Origin of the sequence: Paucibacter sp. KBW04 (assembly GCF_003852425.1) — a bacterium.
In the GTDB taxonomy this organism is placed as follows: Bacteria; Pseudomonadota; Gammaproteobacteria; order Burkholderiales; family Burkholderiaceae_C; genus Paucibacter_A.
On record NZ_QAJN01000001.1, the window covers coordinates 339,375 to 355,250 of the forward strand.

Below are 15,876 nucleotides of genomic sequence, written 5' to 3' on the forward strand. Positions count from 1 at the left end.
AGAATCGAGACACTTTGTCAGCAAGCAGGCCTTCATGAAGCAAGATTTCCACAAACAGCGTCGATTCCTCGCAGCACCGGGCCGGCGCCTGGGCTCGGGCTTGCTGCTGGCTCTGCTGCTAGGCCTGGCGGCTTGCAGCAGCCCTGGCCCCGGCCCGGCGACGGCCGCCCTCGCTGCGCTGCCGGTGGACCAAGCCCTGTCTGCCCTGGGCCCGCGTTATGCCCAGCTCAAGGCGAGTCAGGCGGGCAGTCATTTGTATCGCCTGGACGCGGCGGCCTCACGCCTGCACATCCATGTGTTTCGCGCCGGCCGGGTGGCGGGCCTGGGGCATAACCATGTTTTGAGTGCGCCGCGCTTGCAGGGCTTTGTCTGGCTGCCTGCGGCGGCCTTGCCGGGCGGGGCCCAGGCTCTGGCGCCTAGCCAGGCCGACTTCTTCTTGCGCCTGGACGAGCTGCAGCTGGACGATCCGGCCCTGCGCGCCAGTCTGGGCCCGGGCTGGGCCAGCACGCTCTCGGCCGAGGCGGTGGCGGCCACCCGGGCCAATATGCTGGGCCAGGCAGGCTTGCAAGCCCAGGCCTTTCCCTGGGTGCGCTTGCGTGCCCTGCGCGTGGTGGGCGAGGCGCCCAAGCTGGCGCTGGAGCTGGAGATCCAGCTGCATGGACAAAGCCGCAGCCAGTGGCTGGCCGTGAATGCGCAAGTAGACGCGGCGCAACTGCGCTTGCGCGGCGCCCTGGTCTTGCGGCAGAGCGACTTTGGCCTGCAGCCCTTCTCGGTCGGCGCCGGCCTGCTGGCGGTGGCGGACGAGCTGCTGCTGGACTTTGATCTGCTGGCCAGGGCCTCATCCGAAGGATCCGACTGATCCCGAGCCGGTCTGCCGCGGGGCAGGGCAATGTCCGGCCCCTGTCCGGCTCCTGTCCGGCCCATGTCCGTTCTGTCCGCGGACACTTTGGCCGCCACGGTCGCCGGTGTTAAGTGCTTGATAGGCCTAGGGAAATGCCGCCGGCCAGGCCTGGCACGCGGTTTGCAATGAAGAGAGCAGCCCCGCTCGACCTTGGGTCTTGCGGGTGATCAGCAAACTCTTCATCGCCATGATTCGAGACACTTCCGCACAAGACCAAGTCCTTCAGCCTGCCGCCAAGCCGCTGAAGAAATGGGCCGGCTGGGCGGCCGCCCTGGCGGCCCTGGCCATGCTGGCCTGGGCCGCGCCCTCGCTGCGCCAGCAACTCGGCGCGACGGATAGCTTCAAGCGCGAGCGCCTGACCCTGGCCACGGTGGAGCAGGGCACGCTGATCCGCGATGTGGCGGGCGAGGGCAAGGTGGTGGCGGCCGTCAGCCCCACGCTGTATGCGGCCAATGCCGGCACGGTGAGTCTGGCCGTGCAAGCCGGAGATTCGGTCAAAAAGGGTCAGGTCTTGCTGACCCTGGCCAGCCCCGACCTGCAGGCCAAGCTGGCCCAGGAGCGCTCCAACGCCGATGGCCTGCAGAGCGAGTCCCTGCGCGCCGAGGCCGCCGTGCGGCAAAGCCAGGCCCAGGCGCAAAGCGCGCTGGACACGGCCGCCATCGCCTACAAATCGGCCCAGAACGATCTGGCCCGTCAGGCCCAGGCCTTTGCCGCCGGGGCCACGGCCAAGTCGCAGGTGGACCAGGCGAGTGATGCGCTCGCCCGTGCCGAGGTGGCTTTGAAGCAAGCCCAATCCTTGCAAGGCCTGCAACTGGATGCCACCCGCTTTGAGCTGCAGGCCAAGCGCCAGGCCTTTGAGCGCCAGCAGCTGGTGGTCAAGGACCTGGAGCGCCAGCTCGATGAGCTGCAGCTGCGCTCGCCGGTGGACGGCCAGGTCGGCCAGCTCTTTGTGAGCGAGCGCATGAGCGTGGCCAAGGACGGCAAGCTGCTCTCCGTCATCGATCTTTCCGCCCTGGAGGTGCAGATGCAGGTGGCCGAGAGTTTTGCGCGTGAGCTGCAGGCCGGCATGCCCGGTGAGATCACCGGCAATGGCAAGCAATGGGCCGGCAAGGTCAGCTCCATCTCGCCCGAGGTGGTGAACAACGAGGTGGCGGCCCGTCTGCGCTTTGATGGCGCGCTGCCGGAGCAGCTGCGCCAGAACCAGCGCTTGTCGGTGCGGGTGCTGCTGGATCGCCGCGAGGGCGTGCTGACCGTGGCGCGCGGCAGCTTTATCGAGGAGGGCGGCGGCCACAGCGCCTATGTGCTGCAAGACGGCCAGGCGGTCAAACGCGCCATTCGCCTGGGCGCACAAAGCCTGAGCAAGGTCGAGGTGCTGGAAGGGCTCAAGCCCGGCGAGCAGGTGGTGGTGTCGGGGGCAGATGCCTTCCGTGGCGCCGAGCGCGTGACGATTACGAACTAACTAAACATTTGGACGGAGCAAAGAACATGCTGAAGATGACATCCCTGGCCAAGGTCTACCGCACCGAGATGGTGGAAACCTATGCCTTGCGCGACTTCAACCTCACGGTCAAGGCCGGCGAGTTCGTCGCCGTCACCGGCCCCTCGGGCTCGGGCAAGACCACTTTTCTGACGATTGCCGGCCTGCTGGAAGCCTTCAGCGGCGGCAGCTATTGGCTGGACGGGGTGGACGTCAGCCAGATGGACGACGACCGCCGATCGCGCATCCGCAACGAGAAGATTGGCTTCATCTTCCAGGCCTTCAATCTGATCCCGGATCTGAACGTGCTGGACAATATCGAGGTGCCGCTGAGGTATCGCGGCATGGCCGCGGCGGAGCGCAAAAAGCGCGCCGCCGAGGCCCTGGCCCGGGTCGGCCTGTCGGCTCGTGCCAAGCATTACCCGGCCGAGTTGTCGGGCGGCCAGCAGCAGCGCGTGGCCATTGCCCGCGCCCTGGCTGGCAGCCCGAAGCTGCTGCTGGCGGACGAGCCCACCGGCAATCTGGACAGCCAGATGGCCCGCAGCGTGATGGACCTGCTGGAGGAGTTGCACCGCGAGGGCGCCACCATCGTGATGGTGACCCACGACCCCCAGCTGGCCGCCCGCGCCCAGCGCAATGTGCATGTGATCGACGGCCAGGTGGTGGACATGGCCGCCGAGCTGCCCGGTTTCAAGCTGGAGGCCGCTTGATGCGAAAGCTAGGCTTTGTCTTGGCGCTGAGCCTGGCCTGGCCCCAGCTCGGCGCTGCAGAAGACTTGCTGCAGGTCTATGCCCGCGCCCGCCTCAGCGACCCCGTGCTGGGCCAGGTCATGGCCGCGCGCGGTGTGCAGCAAGAGCAGGCCCTGCAAGCCAGAGCCGGCCTCTTGCCGCAGTGGAAGGCTGAGGCCACGCAAAGCCGCTTGGGCAGCGACGGCAGCCGCCGCAGCGATCTGGCCAGTCGTCTGAGCCAGGTCTTGCTGGACCTGGGCCAGCTGCGCAGCTGGGACGCGGCGCAGACGCTTTTGTCGGCCCAGGAGGCGCGTCTGCGTGCGGCCGAACAGGCTTTGTGCGCCCGTGTGGCCACGGCCTACTTCGGCGTGCTGACGGCGCAAGCCAGCTTGAATACCGCCCAAGCCAATGAGGCCGCTTTCGCCGAGCAGGTCAGGCAGGCGCAGAGCCGGTTCGAGGCCGGCTTGTCGGCCCAGGTGGATGTGGACCAGGCACGCACTTATCACGCCCTGGCCCAGGGCAGCAGCCTGGAATCGCGCGAAGCCCTGGCCGATGCGCGGCAGGCTTTGCGCCAAGTCAGCGGTGAAAGTACTGAGGGCGGCGCTGCAGCCGAGCTGGCGCCGCTGGCCGCCGAGCTCAAGCTGGCCGCAGAGCAAGCCGGCGATGAAGGCGCCCAGGCATGGGTCGAGCAAGCCTTGCAGAACAACCCCGGCTTGCAGGCCTTCAGCCTTGGGCTGAGAGCAGGCGAGCAAAGAGTGGCGGCGGCCCGCGCCGCTCACCTGCCCACGCTGAGCTTGGGCCTGGACAGCGAGCGCTACAGCAACAAGCCCAGCCAGATCGGCGATATCAACGAAGGGCGCTGGGTCAACACCTTGGCCCTGCGTCTGAGCATCCCGCTGTTTGCCGGCGGGGCGACCGAGTCGATCAAGCGGCAGGCGCTTTACCAGCGCGATGCCGCCCGCGAGGAGCTGGAAGCCGCCCGCCGCGCCCTGGTGCGCGAGACCCAGGCTCAGTACCAGGCGCGGCAAACCAGCCGGGCCCAGCTGCAGAGCTCTGCCCGGGCCGTGGCTGCCGCCGTCCAAGGCCTGGCGGCCACCCGTGCCGGCCAGGCTCTGGGCACCCGCACGATGACCGATCTCTTGCTGGCCATTCAAAGCCAGTCGGCCGCGCAAATGGCGTACCAGCAAGCCCGTCATCGCTATGTGTTGTCCACCTTGCTGCTGCAGCAGGCGGCCGGCCATTTGGGCGAGGCGGAGCTAGCCTCCGTCAATCAATTGCTCAGCCCCGCGGATGCCACGGTGGCCGTGAACGAGAGCAGAAACAAGAACGAGAAGGGAGCCTTCTGATGTTGTCCTCGATGTTGCCTTACTACCTCGATCTGGCCCGCCGCAGCTTTCGGCGCAGCCCCGGTCTGAGCGTGTTGATGGTCCTGGCCCTGGGCCTGGGCATCGGCGCTTGCATGACCACGCTGAGCGTCTACCACGGGCTCGCGGCCGACCCCATTCCCAGCAAAAGCGCGCGCCTGCTCAATGTGCAGCTGGATGCCGAACGGCGCGACGGCGACTACCGCCCCGGTGCCGAGCCAACCCTGCAGTTGACCCGTTATGACGCCGAGGCCTTGCTGCGTGAGAAACGCGGCGCGCGCCAGGTGATGATGACGGCAGGCTATGTGCCCTTGCAGCCGGATGACGCCAAGATCAAGCCCTTCTTCAGCTCGGCCCGCTATGCCTCGGCGGACTTCTTCCCCATGTTTGAAGCGCCCTTCGCCTTCGGTGGCGCCTGGGACGCGCAGACCGATGCCGAGGCGGCCCGGGTGGTGGTGATCTCGCACAGCCTGAATGAACGCCTGTTCGGCGGCGGCGACAGCCGTGGCCGCATGGTCACGGCCAAGGGCGCGCCCCTGCGGGTGATCGGTGTGTTGAAGCCCTGGCGGCCCACGCCCCATTACTTTGACCTGACCCAGGGCAAGTACAACAAGGCGGCCGATCTCTACCTGCCGTTTCAAACCGCCATGCAACTCAAGCTCGGCAGTTCCGGCAATATGAATTGCTGGTCTGACGGCAATGTGCCCGATCGGCGTGGCGTCAACGCGCCTTGCGCCTGGCTGCAGTACTGGGTGGAGCTGGCCAGCCCGGCCGAAGTGCCGGCCTATCGCGACTATCTGCGCGACTACTCCAAGGCTCAGCTGGAGGCTGGCCGCTTCCAGCGCCCGCCCAATGCCCGCGCCCGCCCGGTGATGGACTGGTTGAGCCAGCAAGAAGTCTTGCCCGAGGACGTCAAGCTGCAGGTCTGGCTGGCCTTCGGTTTCCTGCTGGTCTGCCTGACCAATACCGTGGGCCTGCTCCTGGCCACGGCCTTGCGGCGCTCGGGGGAGATCGGTGTACGCCGCGCCCTGGGGGCGACCCGCAAGGACATCTTTGTGCAGTTCCTGGTGGAGGCCGGTGCGCTGGGCGTGGCTGGTGGCGTTCTGGGTTTGTTGCTGGCTTGGGGCGGCCTGTGGCTGGTGCGACTGAGCCCCAACAACTATGCCGAGGTGGTGCAGATGGACTGGCCCATGCTGGGCCTGAGCCTGGCCCTGTCTTTGGCCGCCAGCTTGGCCGCTGGGCTGTTGCCGGCTTGGCGTGCTGCGGGTGTCACGCCGGCCCTGCAGCTGAAAACTCAATAAGTAAAAGACCAGGAAACAGATCATGGACTTGATGCCTATTCTCTCCACCCTGCGCCGCCACAAGACGGCCGCAGCCCTGATCGTGCTGGAGATCGCGCTGAGCTGCGCCATCGTCAGCAATGCCTTGCACCTGATTTCGCAGCGGGTGGATTCCATGTCCAGGCAAAGCGGCCTGGCGGAGTCCGAGCTGCTGGTGCTGGACGTTGCTGGCATCAGCCGCAGCGAGGACCAGGACGCCGTCAGTGCGCGCGATCTGCAAGCCCTGCGGGCGCTGCCCGGCGTGCGCGGGGCGATGCTCTTGAATCAGGTGCCTTATGGCAATAACAGCAGCAATAGCGGGGTGGCGCTGGAGCCCGGCGATGGGGTGAACAAGGAGAGCGTCTCCACCTATATCGTGGGCGAGTCGGCCTTGGAGGTGATGGGCCTGCGTCTGCTGGCGGGGCGGGACTTCACGCCGCAGGAATTTCAGCTGCAGTCCAAGGCCGAGTTCGACCCGGAGGTGGCCATCCCCAGCGTCATCCTGAACCGTGCGGCAGCGGAGAAACTTTTTCCCGGCCAGTCGGCCCTGGGCAAACTGGTTTACATCTTTGGTGAAAAGCCCCAGACCGTGGTCGGCGTGGTGGAGAAGTTGCAGCCCCCGCACCCCAAGGGCGGCAGCTTTCTGATCGAGGATGCCGCCTTGCTGCTGCCGGTGCGGCCCAGCTTTGGCACGGGCAGCTATCTGCTGCGGGTGGACCCGGCTCGGCGGGCGGACTTGCTCAAGCAGGCCGTCAGCGCCATCGAGAAAGTGGACAGCCGCCGCATCATCAATCGCCAACAGACGCTGAGCGAAATGCGCGATGAGTACTTTGCGCCCGACCGTGCCATGGTGGGCTTGCTGAGCGGTGTCTGCCTTGCCTTGCTGGTGGTGACGGCTTTTGGCATCGTGGGTCTGGCCAGCTTCTGGGTGCAGCAGCGCAGTCGCATGATTGGTACGCGCCGCGCCCTGGGTGCGACCCGTGGGCAGATCCTGCGTTACTTCCAGCTTGAGAACCTGCTGCTGTCCGGGCTGGGCATCGTCATCGGCATGGTGGGGGCTTATGCCTTGAGCCTGCTCCTGATGCAGAACTACGAGATGCCTCGCCTGCCCTGGAGCTATCTGCCCATAGGCGCCGCGCTACTCGTCCTTCTGGGGCAGCTGGCGGTGCTGGCGCCAGCGCGGCGCGCCGCGGCCCTGCCCCCGGTGGCGGCCCTGCGCATGTGAGGAGGCTTGGGGCCATGAAAAATATCGTTATGCTCGCCCCCACTTTTGAGGTTCTATGCGCAGCGTTCTGATCATCGATGACAACCCCGGCGTGGGCGAGGCCTTGAGCCTGCTGCTGTCCTTGCAAGACATCAGCACCCTCTACGCCGCCAGCCCGGAGGCCGGTTTGGCCCTGCTGGCCCGCGAGCCGGTGGATCTGGTGATTCAGGACATGAACTTCACGGCGGACACCACCTCGGGCGAAGAAGGCGTGGCCCTGTTCCGTGCCTTGCGCGCGCGCTGCCCCGATCTGCCGGTGATTCTGCTGACCGCCTGGACGCGGCTGGAGAGCGCGGTCGAGCTGGTCAAGGCCGGGGCGGCCGACTATCTGGCCAAGCCCTGGGATGACCGCAAGCTGCTGGCCACGGTGGAGAACCTGTTGGAGTTGGCGCAGAGCAATCGCGATTTGCAAAATCAGCGCCAGGAGCGCCAGGCGCGGCGTGAGGCCCTGGCCGCCCGCATCGATCTGGACGGCCTGGTGTTTGCATCCGACGCCATGCTGGCCACCCTGGAACTGGCGGCCCAGGTGGCGCGCACCGAGTTGCCGGTCTTGGTCAGCGGGCCCAATGGCAGCGGCAAGGAAAAGGTAGCGGCCATCGTGCATGCCAACTCGGCGCGGCGCGGCGGCCCTTTTGTTGCGCTGAACTGCGGGGCCTTGCCGGCCGATCTGATCGAGGCCGAACTCTTTGGCGCCGAGAGCGGCGCCTTCACCGGCGCGCACAAGGCTCGCGAAGGGCGCTTCGAGGCGGCCAACGGCGGCACCTTGTTTCTGGACGAGATCGGTACCTTGCCCCTGGCCGGTCAGGTCAAGCTCTTGCGGGTGCTGGAAACGGGGCGCTTTGAGCGCCTCGGCTCCAGCCGCACCCGCGAATCGAATCTGCGCATCATTAGCGCCACCAATGCCGACCTCAAAGCCATGGTGGCGCAAGGATCCTTCCGCGAGGACCTGTACTACCGCCTGAATGTGTTTGAGTTGCGCCTACCGGCCTTGGCCCAGCGCCGCGACGACATCCTGGCCCTGGCCCGGCATTTCCTGGCGGGCGCCAAGGCGCAGCTGAGCGACGCCGCCACCGACGCCTTGCTGGCCCACGCCTGGCCGGGCAATGTGCGTGAACTCAAGAACGTGATGGCCCGCGCCGCCTTGCTGGTGGGCGAGGGCCCCTGGATCACGCCCGCGCATCTGGGCCTGCAAGCGCCCAGCGCAGATGCGGCGGCCCCGCCCCGCAGTCTGGATGAGCCCAGCCGCGAGGCCGTGCTCGCGGCACTCAGCCAGCAGGGCGGCGTGGTCAGCCGCGCGGCCCAGCAGCTGGGCTTGTCGCGCCAGGCCTTGTACCGGCGCATGGAGCGTTATGGGCTGAGCGATGGGCTGGGAAAGGATGCCTGATCTGTTCAGCCTCAGCCTGCGGCAGCGGCTGTTTTTGCTGCTGATGCTGACGGCCGCCCTGACTCTGGCCACGCATGCGGCCATCGCCGTGTGGCCCTTGCCGCCGGCGCTGCGCTGGGCGCAAGCGCACTGGGGCTGGGCCTGGGCTGCGCCCGCGCCCTGGAGCCTGGCCTCGCTGGCCTTGAGCCTTGTGTTTGTTCTGCCCTTGCTGCTGATTTTGGCCGCCCGGGTGATGGCGCCGCTCTTGCGCTTGCTGCGGGCTCTGGAGGGCGCGGTGCTGAGTTACCGGGACGGTGATTTCAGCCTCTCCATCAACGCCACCGGCCCCGAGGCCCGCGGCGAGCTGGGTGATTTGCTGCGCTTGCATAACGAGTTAGGCATTGCCTTGCGCGAGCAACGCCAGCAGCTGGCCCAGCGCGAGCTGCTGCTGGACACGGTGGTGCAGAACACACCGCTGGCCCTGCTGCTCTGCGACGAGCAAGGCCGCGTCGCCTATGCCAATATCGCCGCTCGCGCCCTGCTGGCCGGGGGGCGCAGCCTGGGTGGGCTGGCTTTGCAGGAGCTGCTGGCCGATGCGCCCGAGGCCATGCGCAGCGCCTTGAGCGGGCGACAGGATCAGCTCTTCTCGGTGGAGGAGGAAGGCGGCTTGGAAGAGCGCTTTCATCTCTCGCAGCGCGAGATCGCCCTGCAGGGCCGGCCGCACCGCCTGCTCTTGCTGCGCCGCATGACGCATGAGCTGTCGCGCCAGGAGGTGGCCAGCTGGAAGCGGGTGATACGCGTCATCAGCCATGAGCTCAATAACTCGCTGGCGCCGATTTCCTCGCTGGCCCACAGCGGGGCGGAGCTGCTGCGACGCGGCCAAGCTGAGCGAGTGCCCCAAGTCTTGCAAAGCATTGGGGCGCGGGCCGCCCATCTGCACCAGTTCTTGTCCGGCTACGCCCAGTTTGCCAAGCTGCCTTTGCCGCAACTGGAGGCGGTGGATTGGCCGGTGTTTCTGGAGGCGCTGGCGGCGCACCAGCGCTTTGTTCTGGAGGGTGAGCCCCCCACACGCGGTGCGCGCTTCGACGCGGGCCAGATCGAGCAGGCCTTGATCAATCTGATCAAGAACGCTCATGAGGCCGGAGGCCCGGCCGAAGCGGTGAGTTTGCGGGTGGAATGCCCCAGCCCACAGCACCCTCAGCAGCTGCGCCTGGTCGTCTCCGACCGCGGGCCCGGCATGAGCGAGACGGTGTTGGCCCAGGCCTTGCTGCCGTTCTATTCCACCAAGCGCAGCGGCGTCGGCAAGGAGGGCCAAGGCAGTACGGGCGGCAGCGGCCTGGGCCTGGCCCTGAGCCGCGAAATCGTCGAAGCCCACGGCGGCCGCATCGCCCTGGCCAAGCGGGAGGGCGGCGGCATGCAGGTCAGCCTGGTGTTGCCGCTGCTGGATTGACCAGCTCGAGCAGCTTGCTCAGCGTGGCCCAGTTGCGGGTGGTGCAAGTCCCCTGGCGCAAGAGCTCCTTGGCCAGGCGGCTTTCCAGAATTCCGTCGCTGCAGCAGAGGTAGGCGGCCTGCTCGCCCAGGGCGAATTGATCGGGTGACCAGTCCTGGGCCTGCAAGGGGGCCAGGGCCGAGAGACTGGCCGCGTCCGGCGCGAAGGCGAGCAAGAACTGCGAGGCCTGCTCCGTCGCCGCCGGAAAAGGGTTGGCCTGCAGCGCCGCGCGCAAGGCCTCGCCGCTGATGACGATGACCTCGGCATGAAAGCCGGCGTGGGCTTGCACGGCCGCGGCGATTTCATCGGCGATGCGGCGCAACTCGCTGGCTTCGCTCCTGCCTTTTCTGAACCCGGCTTCAAACACGATATTGCCGCTGTTCAGCAAGGTCTTGACCCGGCTGTGGCCCAGGCCCTCTAGCAAGGCGCGCAGATCGGCCATGGCGATGCGCTTGGCTTTGCCAACATTGATTCCGCGTAGCAGGGCGATGCAGATAGGCATTTTCTTGATGGCTTTGATTGACTTTGCAGTGCCTGCCTTGTCGCCTCAAACATCGGCGCCGCCGAAGCGGGCGAGACAGGATTTGCCGCTATTCTGCGGCCCAGAACCATTCTCAAAGCCCAACAGGCTTTTCATCACCATGCAAGTCCACCACAGCTTCAAGTCCTTGGCCCTGGCCGCAGCATTGGCACTTCCCTTGTTCAGCGCGCCGGCCTCGGCCCCCAGCCTGGTCGAGAATGCCAGCACCTGCTTGGCCGACAACACCAATGGCAAGGACCGCAAGGATCTGGCCCGCTGGATCTTTCTGGCCATGGCCTCGCATCCCGATATCAAGAGCCTTTCCGCGGCCACGCCCGAAGCGGCGGACCAGGCCTCGCGTACTGCTGGCGCCTTGTTCACCCGCTTGCTGGCCGAAAACTGTGCCAACGAGCTGCGCGCCCTGGCCAAGGCCGAAGGCCCGGGTGCGATGAAGAAGGCCTTTGAGTTTCTGGGCCAGCTCGCCATGCAAGAACTGATGAGCAACCGCGAGGTCGCGGGCAATCTGACTGCCTTCGAGCGCTATGTGGACGTCAACCGTATCACTCAGGCGCTGACGCCGGAGAAGTGAGGCGGGGAGGGTTGGACCGCAATGCCGTTCACTCAAAAGCTCGTCCTGCATTGTCCGAACGGAATGCCGGCGGGGATGCCCGAGCTGGCGGCGCAGTTCGTCGCAGACGGCGTCGTGTTTGTCGCCGTGCTCGGTCCTGCATGTCGCGAGATCGAGGAATTGGTGGACGCTGCCTCGATCGCTGCGGGTTCGCCGCAGCGAAACTTCATCTTGACCTCGTCTCACCCGGACGAGTCGGTTGAGGACGTCCTTGAGTTCGCGGAAAGTCTCAGTGGCGAGTACGCCGGGCCGGTCCAAGTCTTGGAAATCAAGCAGTGAGGACTCTGCTTGGGTTCAAGCCCTGGGCGCGTCCGCTCTTCTCTAGGCGCATCGCTTCACGATGTCAGCCCTCCCTCGGTAGGGCTGTGTGAATGCGCCCAAGCCGGGGCAGCTTGTCAATAATCGAGAGACGCCCGATTGGCTCGGCAAGGCTGAAGGCATTGCTTGTCTTGCCACTCACTTTGCTTGGCTAGCTCGTTCGCTTCGCCCAAGGAAAGGAATCTCCTGATGAAGACCATCGCTATCGCTCTCAGCCTTTTGCTCTCTTGTTCCGGCCCGGTTCTGGCGGGGACGGACGCGGCGGCGAGCAAGCCGCCCTTGATCGGAGTTTGGGCGGTGGATACGGCAAGGCTGCCCATGCCACCGGCGGCTCGGCCCAAGAGCGTCACCATCAGTTTTTCTGAGGCGGAGGGTGGTCGATTGAAGGCCTTGGTGGAGGTCATCGACCCCTCGGGCGCTCCACTGCGGGCCGAAGGCGTCACGCCGCTCGACGGCTCGGCCACCGCGGTCAGCTCGAACTTCGAGGCCGATATGTCGGCAACGACGATGCCGCGCCCCGAGGTGCTGATCATGCAATTGGCCAAGGGTGGGGTTCCGGCCTCCACGCGGATCTACACCGTTCTGGAGGATGGCAATTCGATGCTGGAGACGGTGGCCTTCTTCAGCGCCGATGGCAAGCCGGTCTTTCGTAAAAACTATTTCTCACGCCTTCGCTGAGAGCCGGGTAGGTCGGGTTAGCAAAGCGTAACCCGACATTGTTGGACCGGTGCGAGTGAGCAAATTTGCTGCGTTACAAGGGCTTGATACGTCGGGTTACGCTGCGCTAACCCGACCTACACCTACGCCTACGCCTACGCCTACGCCTACGCCAGCCCCTCAAACGGCCACACCTCCACCAGCTCCCCCGCCGCCAAGTCGCCTTGTTCATGGCCCAGCACCACCAGGCCATTGGCTTGACTCATGCTGGACAAAATGCCCGAGCCCTGGTTGCCGGTGATGTCGACCTGCCAGCGGCCATCCGAGCGCCGGCTGACGATGCCGCGCTGGTACTCCGTGCGGCCGGGCTTCTTGCGCAGGGCCTGGCTGCTGATGGCTTGTAGCGTTAGCAGGGGTTCGGGTGTGGCGCCGCTCATGGCCAGCAAGGCCTCGCGCACAAAAGCGTAAAACGTGACCATCACCGCCACCGGGTTGCCGGGCAGGCCGAACATCAGGCAGCTGCGGCCCTCTGTGTTGCTGATGCGGCCAATGGCCAGCGGGCGGCCGGGCCGCATGGCCACGCGCCAGAACAAGACATCGCCCAGTTCGGCCATCACGGCCTTGGTGTGATCGGCCTCGCCCACGCTGACGCCGCCGGAGCTGATCACCGCGTCGGCCTCCGCCGCGGCGTGGGCAAAGGCGGCGCGCAGGGCCGCGGGTTCATCGCGCACCAGGCCCAGGTCCAGCACCTCCACGCCCAGTTGCTCCAGCAAGGCGCACAAGGTGTAGCGATTGCTGTCGTAAAGGCCGCCGGCCCGTGGCGATTGACCCAGCTCGCAAAGCTCGTTGCCAGTGGACAAGACCGCTACCTTGAGGCGGCGCCAGACCTGCACCTGGGCCAGGCCCAGGGAGGCCAGCAGGCCGATGTCGGCGGGCTTCAAACGTCGGCCCGCGCTCAGGGCCACCTCGCCCTGGCGCAGGTCTTCACCGGCGCAGCGGCGGTTGTCGCCGGCCTGCAGCAGACCGGGTGGAATTTCGATCTGGCCATCAATCAGCGCGCGGGTGAATTCTTGCGGCACGACGGTGTCCAGGCCCGCGGGCATGAGGGCCCCGGTCATGATGCGCTGGCAGCTGCCTGGCGCCAACTCAGGCGCGGCGGCCTGGCCGGCCAGGCTGGTGCCCGCAACATGCAGCTGGGTGGGGCCATCGCTGCGCAGATCGCTGGCGCGCAGGGCGTAGCCGTCCATGGCGGAGTTGTCATGGGCCGGCACATTCAGCGGCGAAATGACATCGGCCGCCAGCACCCGGCCGCGCGCTTGCCGCAGGCCCACGGTCTCCATGGTCTGGGGTCGCTGGAGCAGGGACTGAATGAATTGCTGGGCGAGTTCCACCCGCAAGGCCTTGGGGTCATAAGCCGCCAGACGAGCGGCAATATCGGCGAAGGATTCTTGGGCGTGTGCGGGGCTGGGCATGAGGGCGGGGGCGGTCAAGAGTGCAGACGCAGACTCATCAAGTCTTTGTCGAGGATGCGGCCGTCGGCCAGGCGGATGGCGCCGGGCAGGCGGCCATGACGCTGGAAGCCACAGCGCTCGTAAAGCCTGACGGCGGCGGTGTTGCTGGCGGTCACGCTCAGCGTGACCAGCTCCAGCACCGGTTCGCCGCGCAGCAGGGTGAGGGTGCGGCTGAGCAACTGCCGGCCCAGGCCCTGGCCGTGTAAATCGTCGCGCACCATCATGCCGACGATATGGGCGACATGCCTGACCTTGAGCCTGGCCTCGTGTTCGCAGCTGATGGCGCCCACCAACTCGGGCCCCACCCAGGCCAGCAGGGTGAACAGGCAGTGGCCGCCATTGCCCCCGCTCAGACGGCCTCTGTAGCTGTCGGCGTCGCGTTGCAACTCGGTCTCGTAGTCGGAGGTGAAGGCCTCCGGGTGGCGCGCCAACATGGCGTCGCGCAGGCCCTTGTAGGCGGGCAGGTCGGCCGTGTGCATGGGCCGAATTTGAGCGTCGGGTTTGGGTGACCAGGCGGGGGTGACAGGGCTGCTCATGCGGGGCTCAGCTGGGGTGGTCTGAGGCGGGCAAGAGGCTTTGCAAGGCCTGCAACTCGCTCAGATGGTTGGCGTTGAAAAAGGCTTGCTCATCACCCGCTGCGTCAAAGGGCAGGAGCACATGGTTCTGGGCACGCAGCCAGGTTTCGATCTTGCGGCCGCCGCCTTGCAGATAGGCGGCCAAGCTGCTCTTGAGCGAGGCGCGCAGCAGGCAAAAAACCGGCTGGATCTGCGGCCGTGGCGGCTCGCCCGGCACTGCATCCTGGGCATTGATGCTGATGGGCACGGCCAGATCGGCGTTGGCCGCCACTGCCGCGGCGGCCAGGCGTTCGGCCAAGTCCGTGGGCAGCAAGGGCGTGTCGCAGGGCGCGCTGAGCAGCCATTCGGTCTCGCAGGCTTGCAGGCCGGCGAGCAGGCCCGCGAGCGGGCCGGCAAAGCTGTCATCGGCATCGCTGACGACCCGCAGGCCCTGGGCGGCATAGGTCTTGAGATTGCGGTTGGCATTGATCAGCAGCGGGCCGACCTGGGGCTGCAGGCGCGCCAGCACCCATTCAAAAAGAGGCCGGCCCTGCAGCGGCTGCAGGCCTTTGTCCACGCCACCCATGCGGCTGCCGCGGCCACCGGCCAGCAGCAGGCCGGTGATGTCCTCAGGGGCGATGGTTCTGGGCATGGGTTCAGCCGCCGATGTAATGCATCTCGACCCGTCGCTGGGCCGGCGTGCCTTCGGTCTGGCCACTTGAGCGCAGCTGGGAGTAGCGGTCGGTGCGCTGGCTCCACAGCCCGCGCAAGGCCTGGCCCAGGGCACTGTCGTCGGCGCTGCCGCGTAGCAAACCGCGCAGATCAGCGCCCTGGTGTGCGAACAAGCACATAAAGAGCCGGCCTTCGGTAGACAGGCGGGCGCGGTTGCAGTCGCCGCAAAAAGCCTTGCTGACGCTGGAGATCAGGCCGATCTCGCCGCCCCCGTCGGCATAGGTCCAGCGCTCGGCCGTTTCGCCGGGGGCGCTGGCCTCCAGGGCCTGCATGGGGAACTCGCTTTGCAGCAAGGCCAAGACCTCGCGTGAGGGCAGAACCTCGGCCATCTGCCAGCCATTGCTGGCGCCCACATCCATGTACTCGATGAAGCGCAGGATGATGCCGGTGCCGCGGAAGTGGCGGGCCATGGGCAGGATCTGGTCCTCATTCGTGCCGCGCTTGACCACCATATTCACTTTGATGGGGCCTAAGCCCACGGCCTGGGCGGCGGCAATGCCGTCCAGCACCTCGCCTACGGGGAAGCCCACATCGTTCATGCGCTGAAACTGGGCGTCATCCAGACCGTCCAGGCTGACGGTGATGCGCTGCAGGCCGGCGTCCTTCAGGGCCTGCGCCTTTTTCTTCAGCAAGGAGCCATTGGTGGTCAACGTCAGGTCCAGGGGCAGGCCCTCGGGCGTGCGGAGCTGGGCCAGCATCTCAATCAGCGTTTCGATATGCCGGCGCAAAAGCGGTTCGCCCCCGGTCAGGCGCAGCTTTTGCACGCCTTGGGCCGCGAAGACACGGGCCAGGCGGGTGATCTCCTCAAAGCTCAGCAGATCGGCATGGGGCAGGAATTCGTAGTGCTTGTCGAACACCTCTTTGGGCATGCAGTAGCTGCAGCGGAAGTTGCAGCGGTCGGTGACCGAGATGCGCAGATCGCGCAGCGGCCGCCCCAGGGCGTCCAGCAAGGGGCCGTGCTCCGGCGTCGGGCCCGCAGCGGAGGGAATGGCCAGCAAACCGCGCTGGTCGGCGATGGGGATGACTTTGGCGTCGGACATGGGCTTGATTG

At 66.6% G+C, this 15,876-nt stretch carries 16 protein-coding genes; 11 read left to right on the top strand and 5 right to left on the bottom strand.

Annotated elements, in window-relative coordinates:
• Nucleotides 1-34 precede the first annotated feature (34 nt).
• The 8 genes from DBR47_RS01520 (at nt 35) to DBR47_RS01555 (ending at nt 9,866) form a co-directional block, all read left to right on the top strand.
• Nucleotides 35-859: a hypothetical protein gene (locus DBR47_RS01520; RefSeq protein ID WP_124446222.1), complete on the top strand. Its 825-nt coding sequence runs from the start codon at nt 35-37 to the stop codon at nt 857-859.
• A 229-nt stretch (nt 860-1,088) separates the two neighbouring features.
• On the top strand, nt 1,089-2,360 hold the full coding sequence (locus DBR47_RS01525; protein WP_124446223.1) for an efflux RND transporter periplasmic adaptor subunit: 1,272 nt from the start codon (nt 1,089-1,091) through the stop codon (nt 2,358-2,360).
• Between the two features lie 26 nt (nt 2,361-2,386).
• Complete coding sequence (locus DBR47_RS01530) at nt 2,387-3,088, top strand: ABC transporter ATP-binding protein (RefSeq protein ID WP_124446224.1); 702 nt, start codon at nt 2,387-2,389, stop codon at nt 3,086-3,088.
• Nucleotides 3,088-4,452 (top strand): TolC family outer membrane protein, encoded by a 1,365-nt coding sequence (locus tag DBR47_RS01535; RefSeq protein ID WP_124446225.1) that lies wholly within the window; start codon nt 3,088-3,090, stop codon nt 4,450-4,452. The genes DBR47_RS01530 and DBR47_RS01535 overlap by 1 nt, the downstream gene beginning before the upstream one ends.
• Nucleotides 4,452-5,771 carry an ABC transporter permease gene (locus DBR47_RS01540; protein ID WP_197046806.1) on the top strand — a complete coding sequence of 440 codons (1,320 nt, stop codon included), beginning with the start codon at nt 4,452-4,454 and terminating at the stop codon, nt 5,769-5,771. Before DBR47_RS01535 ends, DBR47_RS01540 begins: the two co-directional genes overlap by 1 nt.
• A 22-nt stretch (nt 5,772-5,793) precedes the next feature.
• Nucleotides 5,794-7,014: an ABC transporter permease gene (locus tag DBR47_RS01545; RefSeq protein WP_124446226.1), complete on the top strand. Its 1,221-nt coding sequence runs from the start codon at nt 5,794-5,796 to the stop codon at nt 7,012-7,014.
• 55 nt (nt 7,015-7,069) lie between these two features.
• Nucleotides 7,070-8,437, top strand: a complete 1,368-nt coding sequence (locus tag DBR47_RS01550; protein ID WP_124446227.1) for a sigma-54 dependent transcriptional regulator — start codon at nt 7,070-7,072, stop codon at nt 8,435-8,437.
• A complete protein-coding gene (locus DBR47_RS01555) occupies nt 8,430-9,866 on the top strand; it encodes a PAS domain-containing sensor histidine kinase (protein ID WP_124446228.1) in 1,437 nt (478 codons plus the stop codon). The genes DBR47_RS01550 and DBR47_RS01555 overlap by 8 nt, the downstream gene beginning before the upstream one ends.
• Here DBR47_RS01555 and DBR47_RS01560 read toward each other — a convergent pair.
• The gene (locus tag DBR47_RS01560) at nt 9,838-10,407 is read right to left on the bottom strand and encodes a DUF1697 domain-containing protein (RefSeq protein ID WP_124446229.1); all 570 of its coding nucleotides are present in this window, start codon (nt 10,405-10,407) and stop codon (nt 9,838-9,840) included. The two genes, DBR47_RS01555 and DBR47_RS01560, sit on opposite strands and share 29 nt — an antisense overlap.
• 139 nt (nt 10,408-10,546) lie before the next feature.
• On the opposite strand from DBR47_RS01560, the gene DBR47_RS01565 reads away from it, so the two are divergent.
• From DBR47_RS01565 to DBR47_RS01575, 3 genes are all read left to right on the top strand, one after another.
• On the top strand, nt 10,547-11,014 hold the full coding sequence (locus DBR47_RS01565; protein WP_124446230.1) for a hypothetical protein: 468 nt from the start codon (nt 10,547-10,549) through the stop codon (nt 11,012-11,014).
• Nucleotides 11,015-11,035: 21 nt separating this feature from the next.
• Entirely contained in the window at nt 11,036-11,332 is a 297-nt protein-coding gene (locus DBR47_RS01570; protein WP_124446231.1) for a hypothetical protein, read from the top strand.
• A gap of 228 nt (nt 11,333-11,560) precedes the next feature.
• Nucleotides 11,561-12,049 (top strand): hypothetical protein, encoded by a 489-nt coding sequence (locus DBR47_RS01575; protein ID WP_197046807.1) that lies wholly within the window; start codon nt 11,561-11,563, stop codon nt 12,047-12,049.
• A 146-nt stretch (nt 12,050-12,195) separates the two neighbouring features.
• On the opposite strand, the gene glp is transcribed toward DBR47_RS01575, so the two are convergent.
• The 4 genes from glp to moaA are packed head-to-tail and all read right to left on the bottom strand — an operon-like array spanning nt 12,196 to nt 15,865.
• Nucleotides 12,196-13,500, bottom strand: a complete 1,305-nt coding sequence (gene glp, locus DBR47_RS01580) for a gephyrin-like molybdotransferase Glp (RefSeq protein ID WP_124446232.1) — start codon at nt 13,498-13,500, stop codon at nt 12,196-12,198.
• A 14-nt stretch (nt 13,501-13,514) separates the two neighbouring features.
• Nucleotides 13,515-14,075 (bottom strand): GNAT family N-acetyltransferase, encoded by a 561-nt coding sequence (locus DBR47_RS01585; RefSeq protein WP_197046808.1) that lies wholly within the window; start codon nt 14,073-14,075, stop codon nt 13,515-13,517.
• Nucleotides 14,076-14,082: 7 nt separating this feature from the next.
• Nucleotides 14,083-14,745: a molybdenum cofactor guanylyltransferase MobA gene (gene mobA, locus DBR47_RS01590; protein ID WP_124446233.1), complete on the bottom strand. Its 663-nt coding sequence runs from the start codon at nt 14,743-14,745 to the stop codon at nt 14,083-14,085.
• Between the two features lie 4 nt (nt 14,746-14,749).
• Nucleotides 14,750-15,865, bottom strand: a complete 1,116-nt coding sequence (gene moaA, locus DBR47_RS01595; RefSeq protein ID WP_124446234.1) for a GTP 3',8-cyclase MoaA — start codon at nt 15,863-15,865, stop codon at nt 14,750-14,752.
• Nucleotides 15,866-15,876 lie beyond the last annotated feature (11 nt).

What these genes read in the sequence shown, in the direction of transcription:
- DBR47_RS01520 (WP_124446222.1), top strand. Translation starts at nt 35, where the DNA reads ATGAAGCAAGATTTCCACAAACAGCGTCGATTCCTCGCAGCACCGGGC.
- DBR47_RS01525 (WP_124446223.1), top strand. Translation starts at nt 1,089, where the DNA reads ATGATTCGAGACACTTCCGCACAAGACCAAGTCCTTCAGCCTGCCGCC.
- DBR47_RS01530 (WP_124446224.1), top strand. Translation starts at nt 2,387, where the DNA reads ATGCTGAAGATGACATCCCTGGCCAAGGTCTACCGCACCGAGATGGTG.
- DBR47_RS01535 (WP_124446225.1), top strand. Translation starts at nt 3,088, where the DNA reads ATGCGAAAGCTAGGCTTTGTCTTGGCGCTGAGCCTGGCCTGGCCCCAG.
- DBR47_RS01540 (WP_197046806.1), top strand. Translation starts at nt 4,452, where the DNA reads ATGTTGTCCTCGATGTTGCCTTACTACCTCGATCTGGCCCGCCGCAGC.
- DBR47_RS01545 (WP_124446226.1), top strand. Translation starts at nt 5,794, where the DNA reads ATGGACTTGATGCCTATTCTCTCCACCCTGCGCCGCCACAAGACGGCC.
- DBR47_RS01550 (WP_124446227.1), top strand. Translation starts at nt 7,070, where the DNA reads ATGCGCAGCGTTCTGATCATCGATGACAACCCCGGCGTGGGCGAGGCC.
- DBR47_RS01555 (WP_124446228.1), top strand. Translation starts at nt 8,430, where the DNA reads ATGCCTGATCTGTTCAGCCTCAGCCTGCGGCAGCGGCTGTTTTTGCTG.
- DBR47_RS01560 (WP_124446229.1), bottom strand. Translation starts at nt 10,407, where the DNA reads ATGCCTATCTGCATCGCCCTGCTACGCGGAATCAATGTTGGCAAAGCC.
- DBR47_RS01565 (WP_124446230.1), top strand. Translation starts at nt 10,547, where the DNA reads ATGCAAGTCCACCACAGCTTCAAGTCCTTGGCCCTGGCCGCAGCATTG.
- DBR47_RS01570 (WP_124446231.1), top strand. Translation starts at nt 11,036, where the DNA reads ATGCCGTTCACTCAAAAGCTCGTCCTGCATTGTCCGAACGGAATGCCG.
- DBR47_RS01575 (WP_197046807.1), top strand. Translation starts at nt 11,561, where the DNA reads ATGAAGACCATCGCTATCGCTCTCAGCCTTTTGCTCTCTTGTTCCGGC.
- glp (WP_124446232.1), bottom strand. Translation starts at nt 13,500, where the DNA reads ATGCCCAGCCCCGCACACGCCCAAGAATCCTTCGCCGATATTGCCGCT.
- DBR47_RS01585 (WP_197046808.1), bottom strand. Translation starts at nt 14,075, where the DNA reads ATGAGCAGCCCTGTCACCCCCGCCTGGTCACCCAAACCCGACGCTCAA.
- mobA (WP_124446233.1), bottom strand. Translation starts at nt 14,745, where the DNA reads ATGCCCAGAACCATCGCCCCTGAGGACATCACCGGCCTGCTGCTGGCC.
- moaA (WP_124446234.1), bottom strand. Translation starts at nt 15,865, where the DNA reads ATGTCCGACGCCAAAGTCATCCCCATCGCCGACCAGCGCGGTTTGCTG.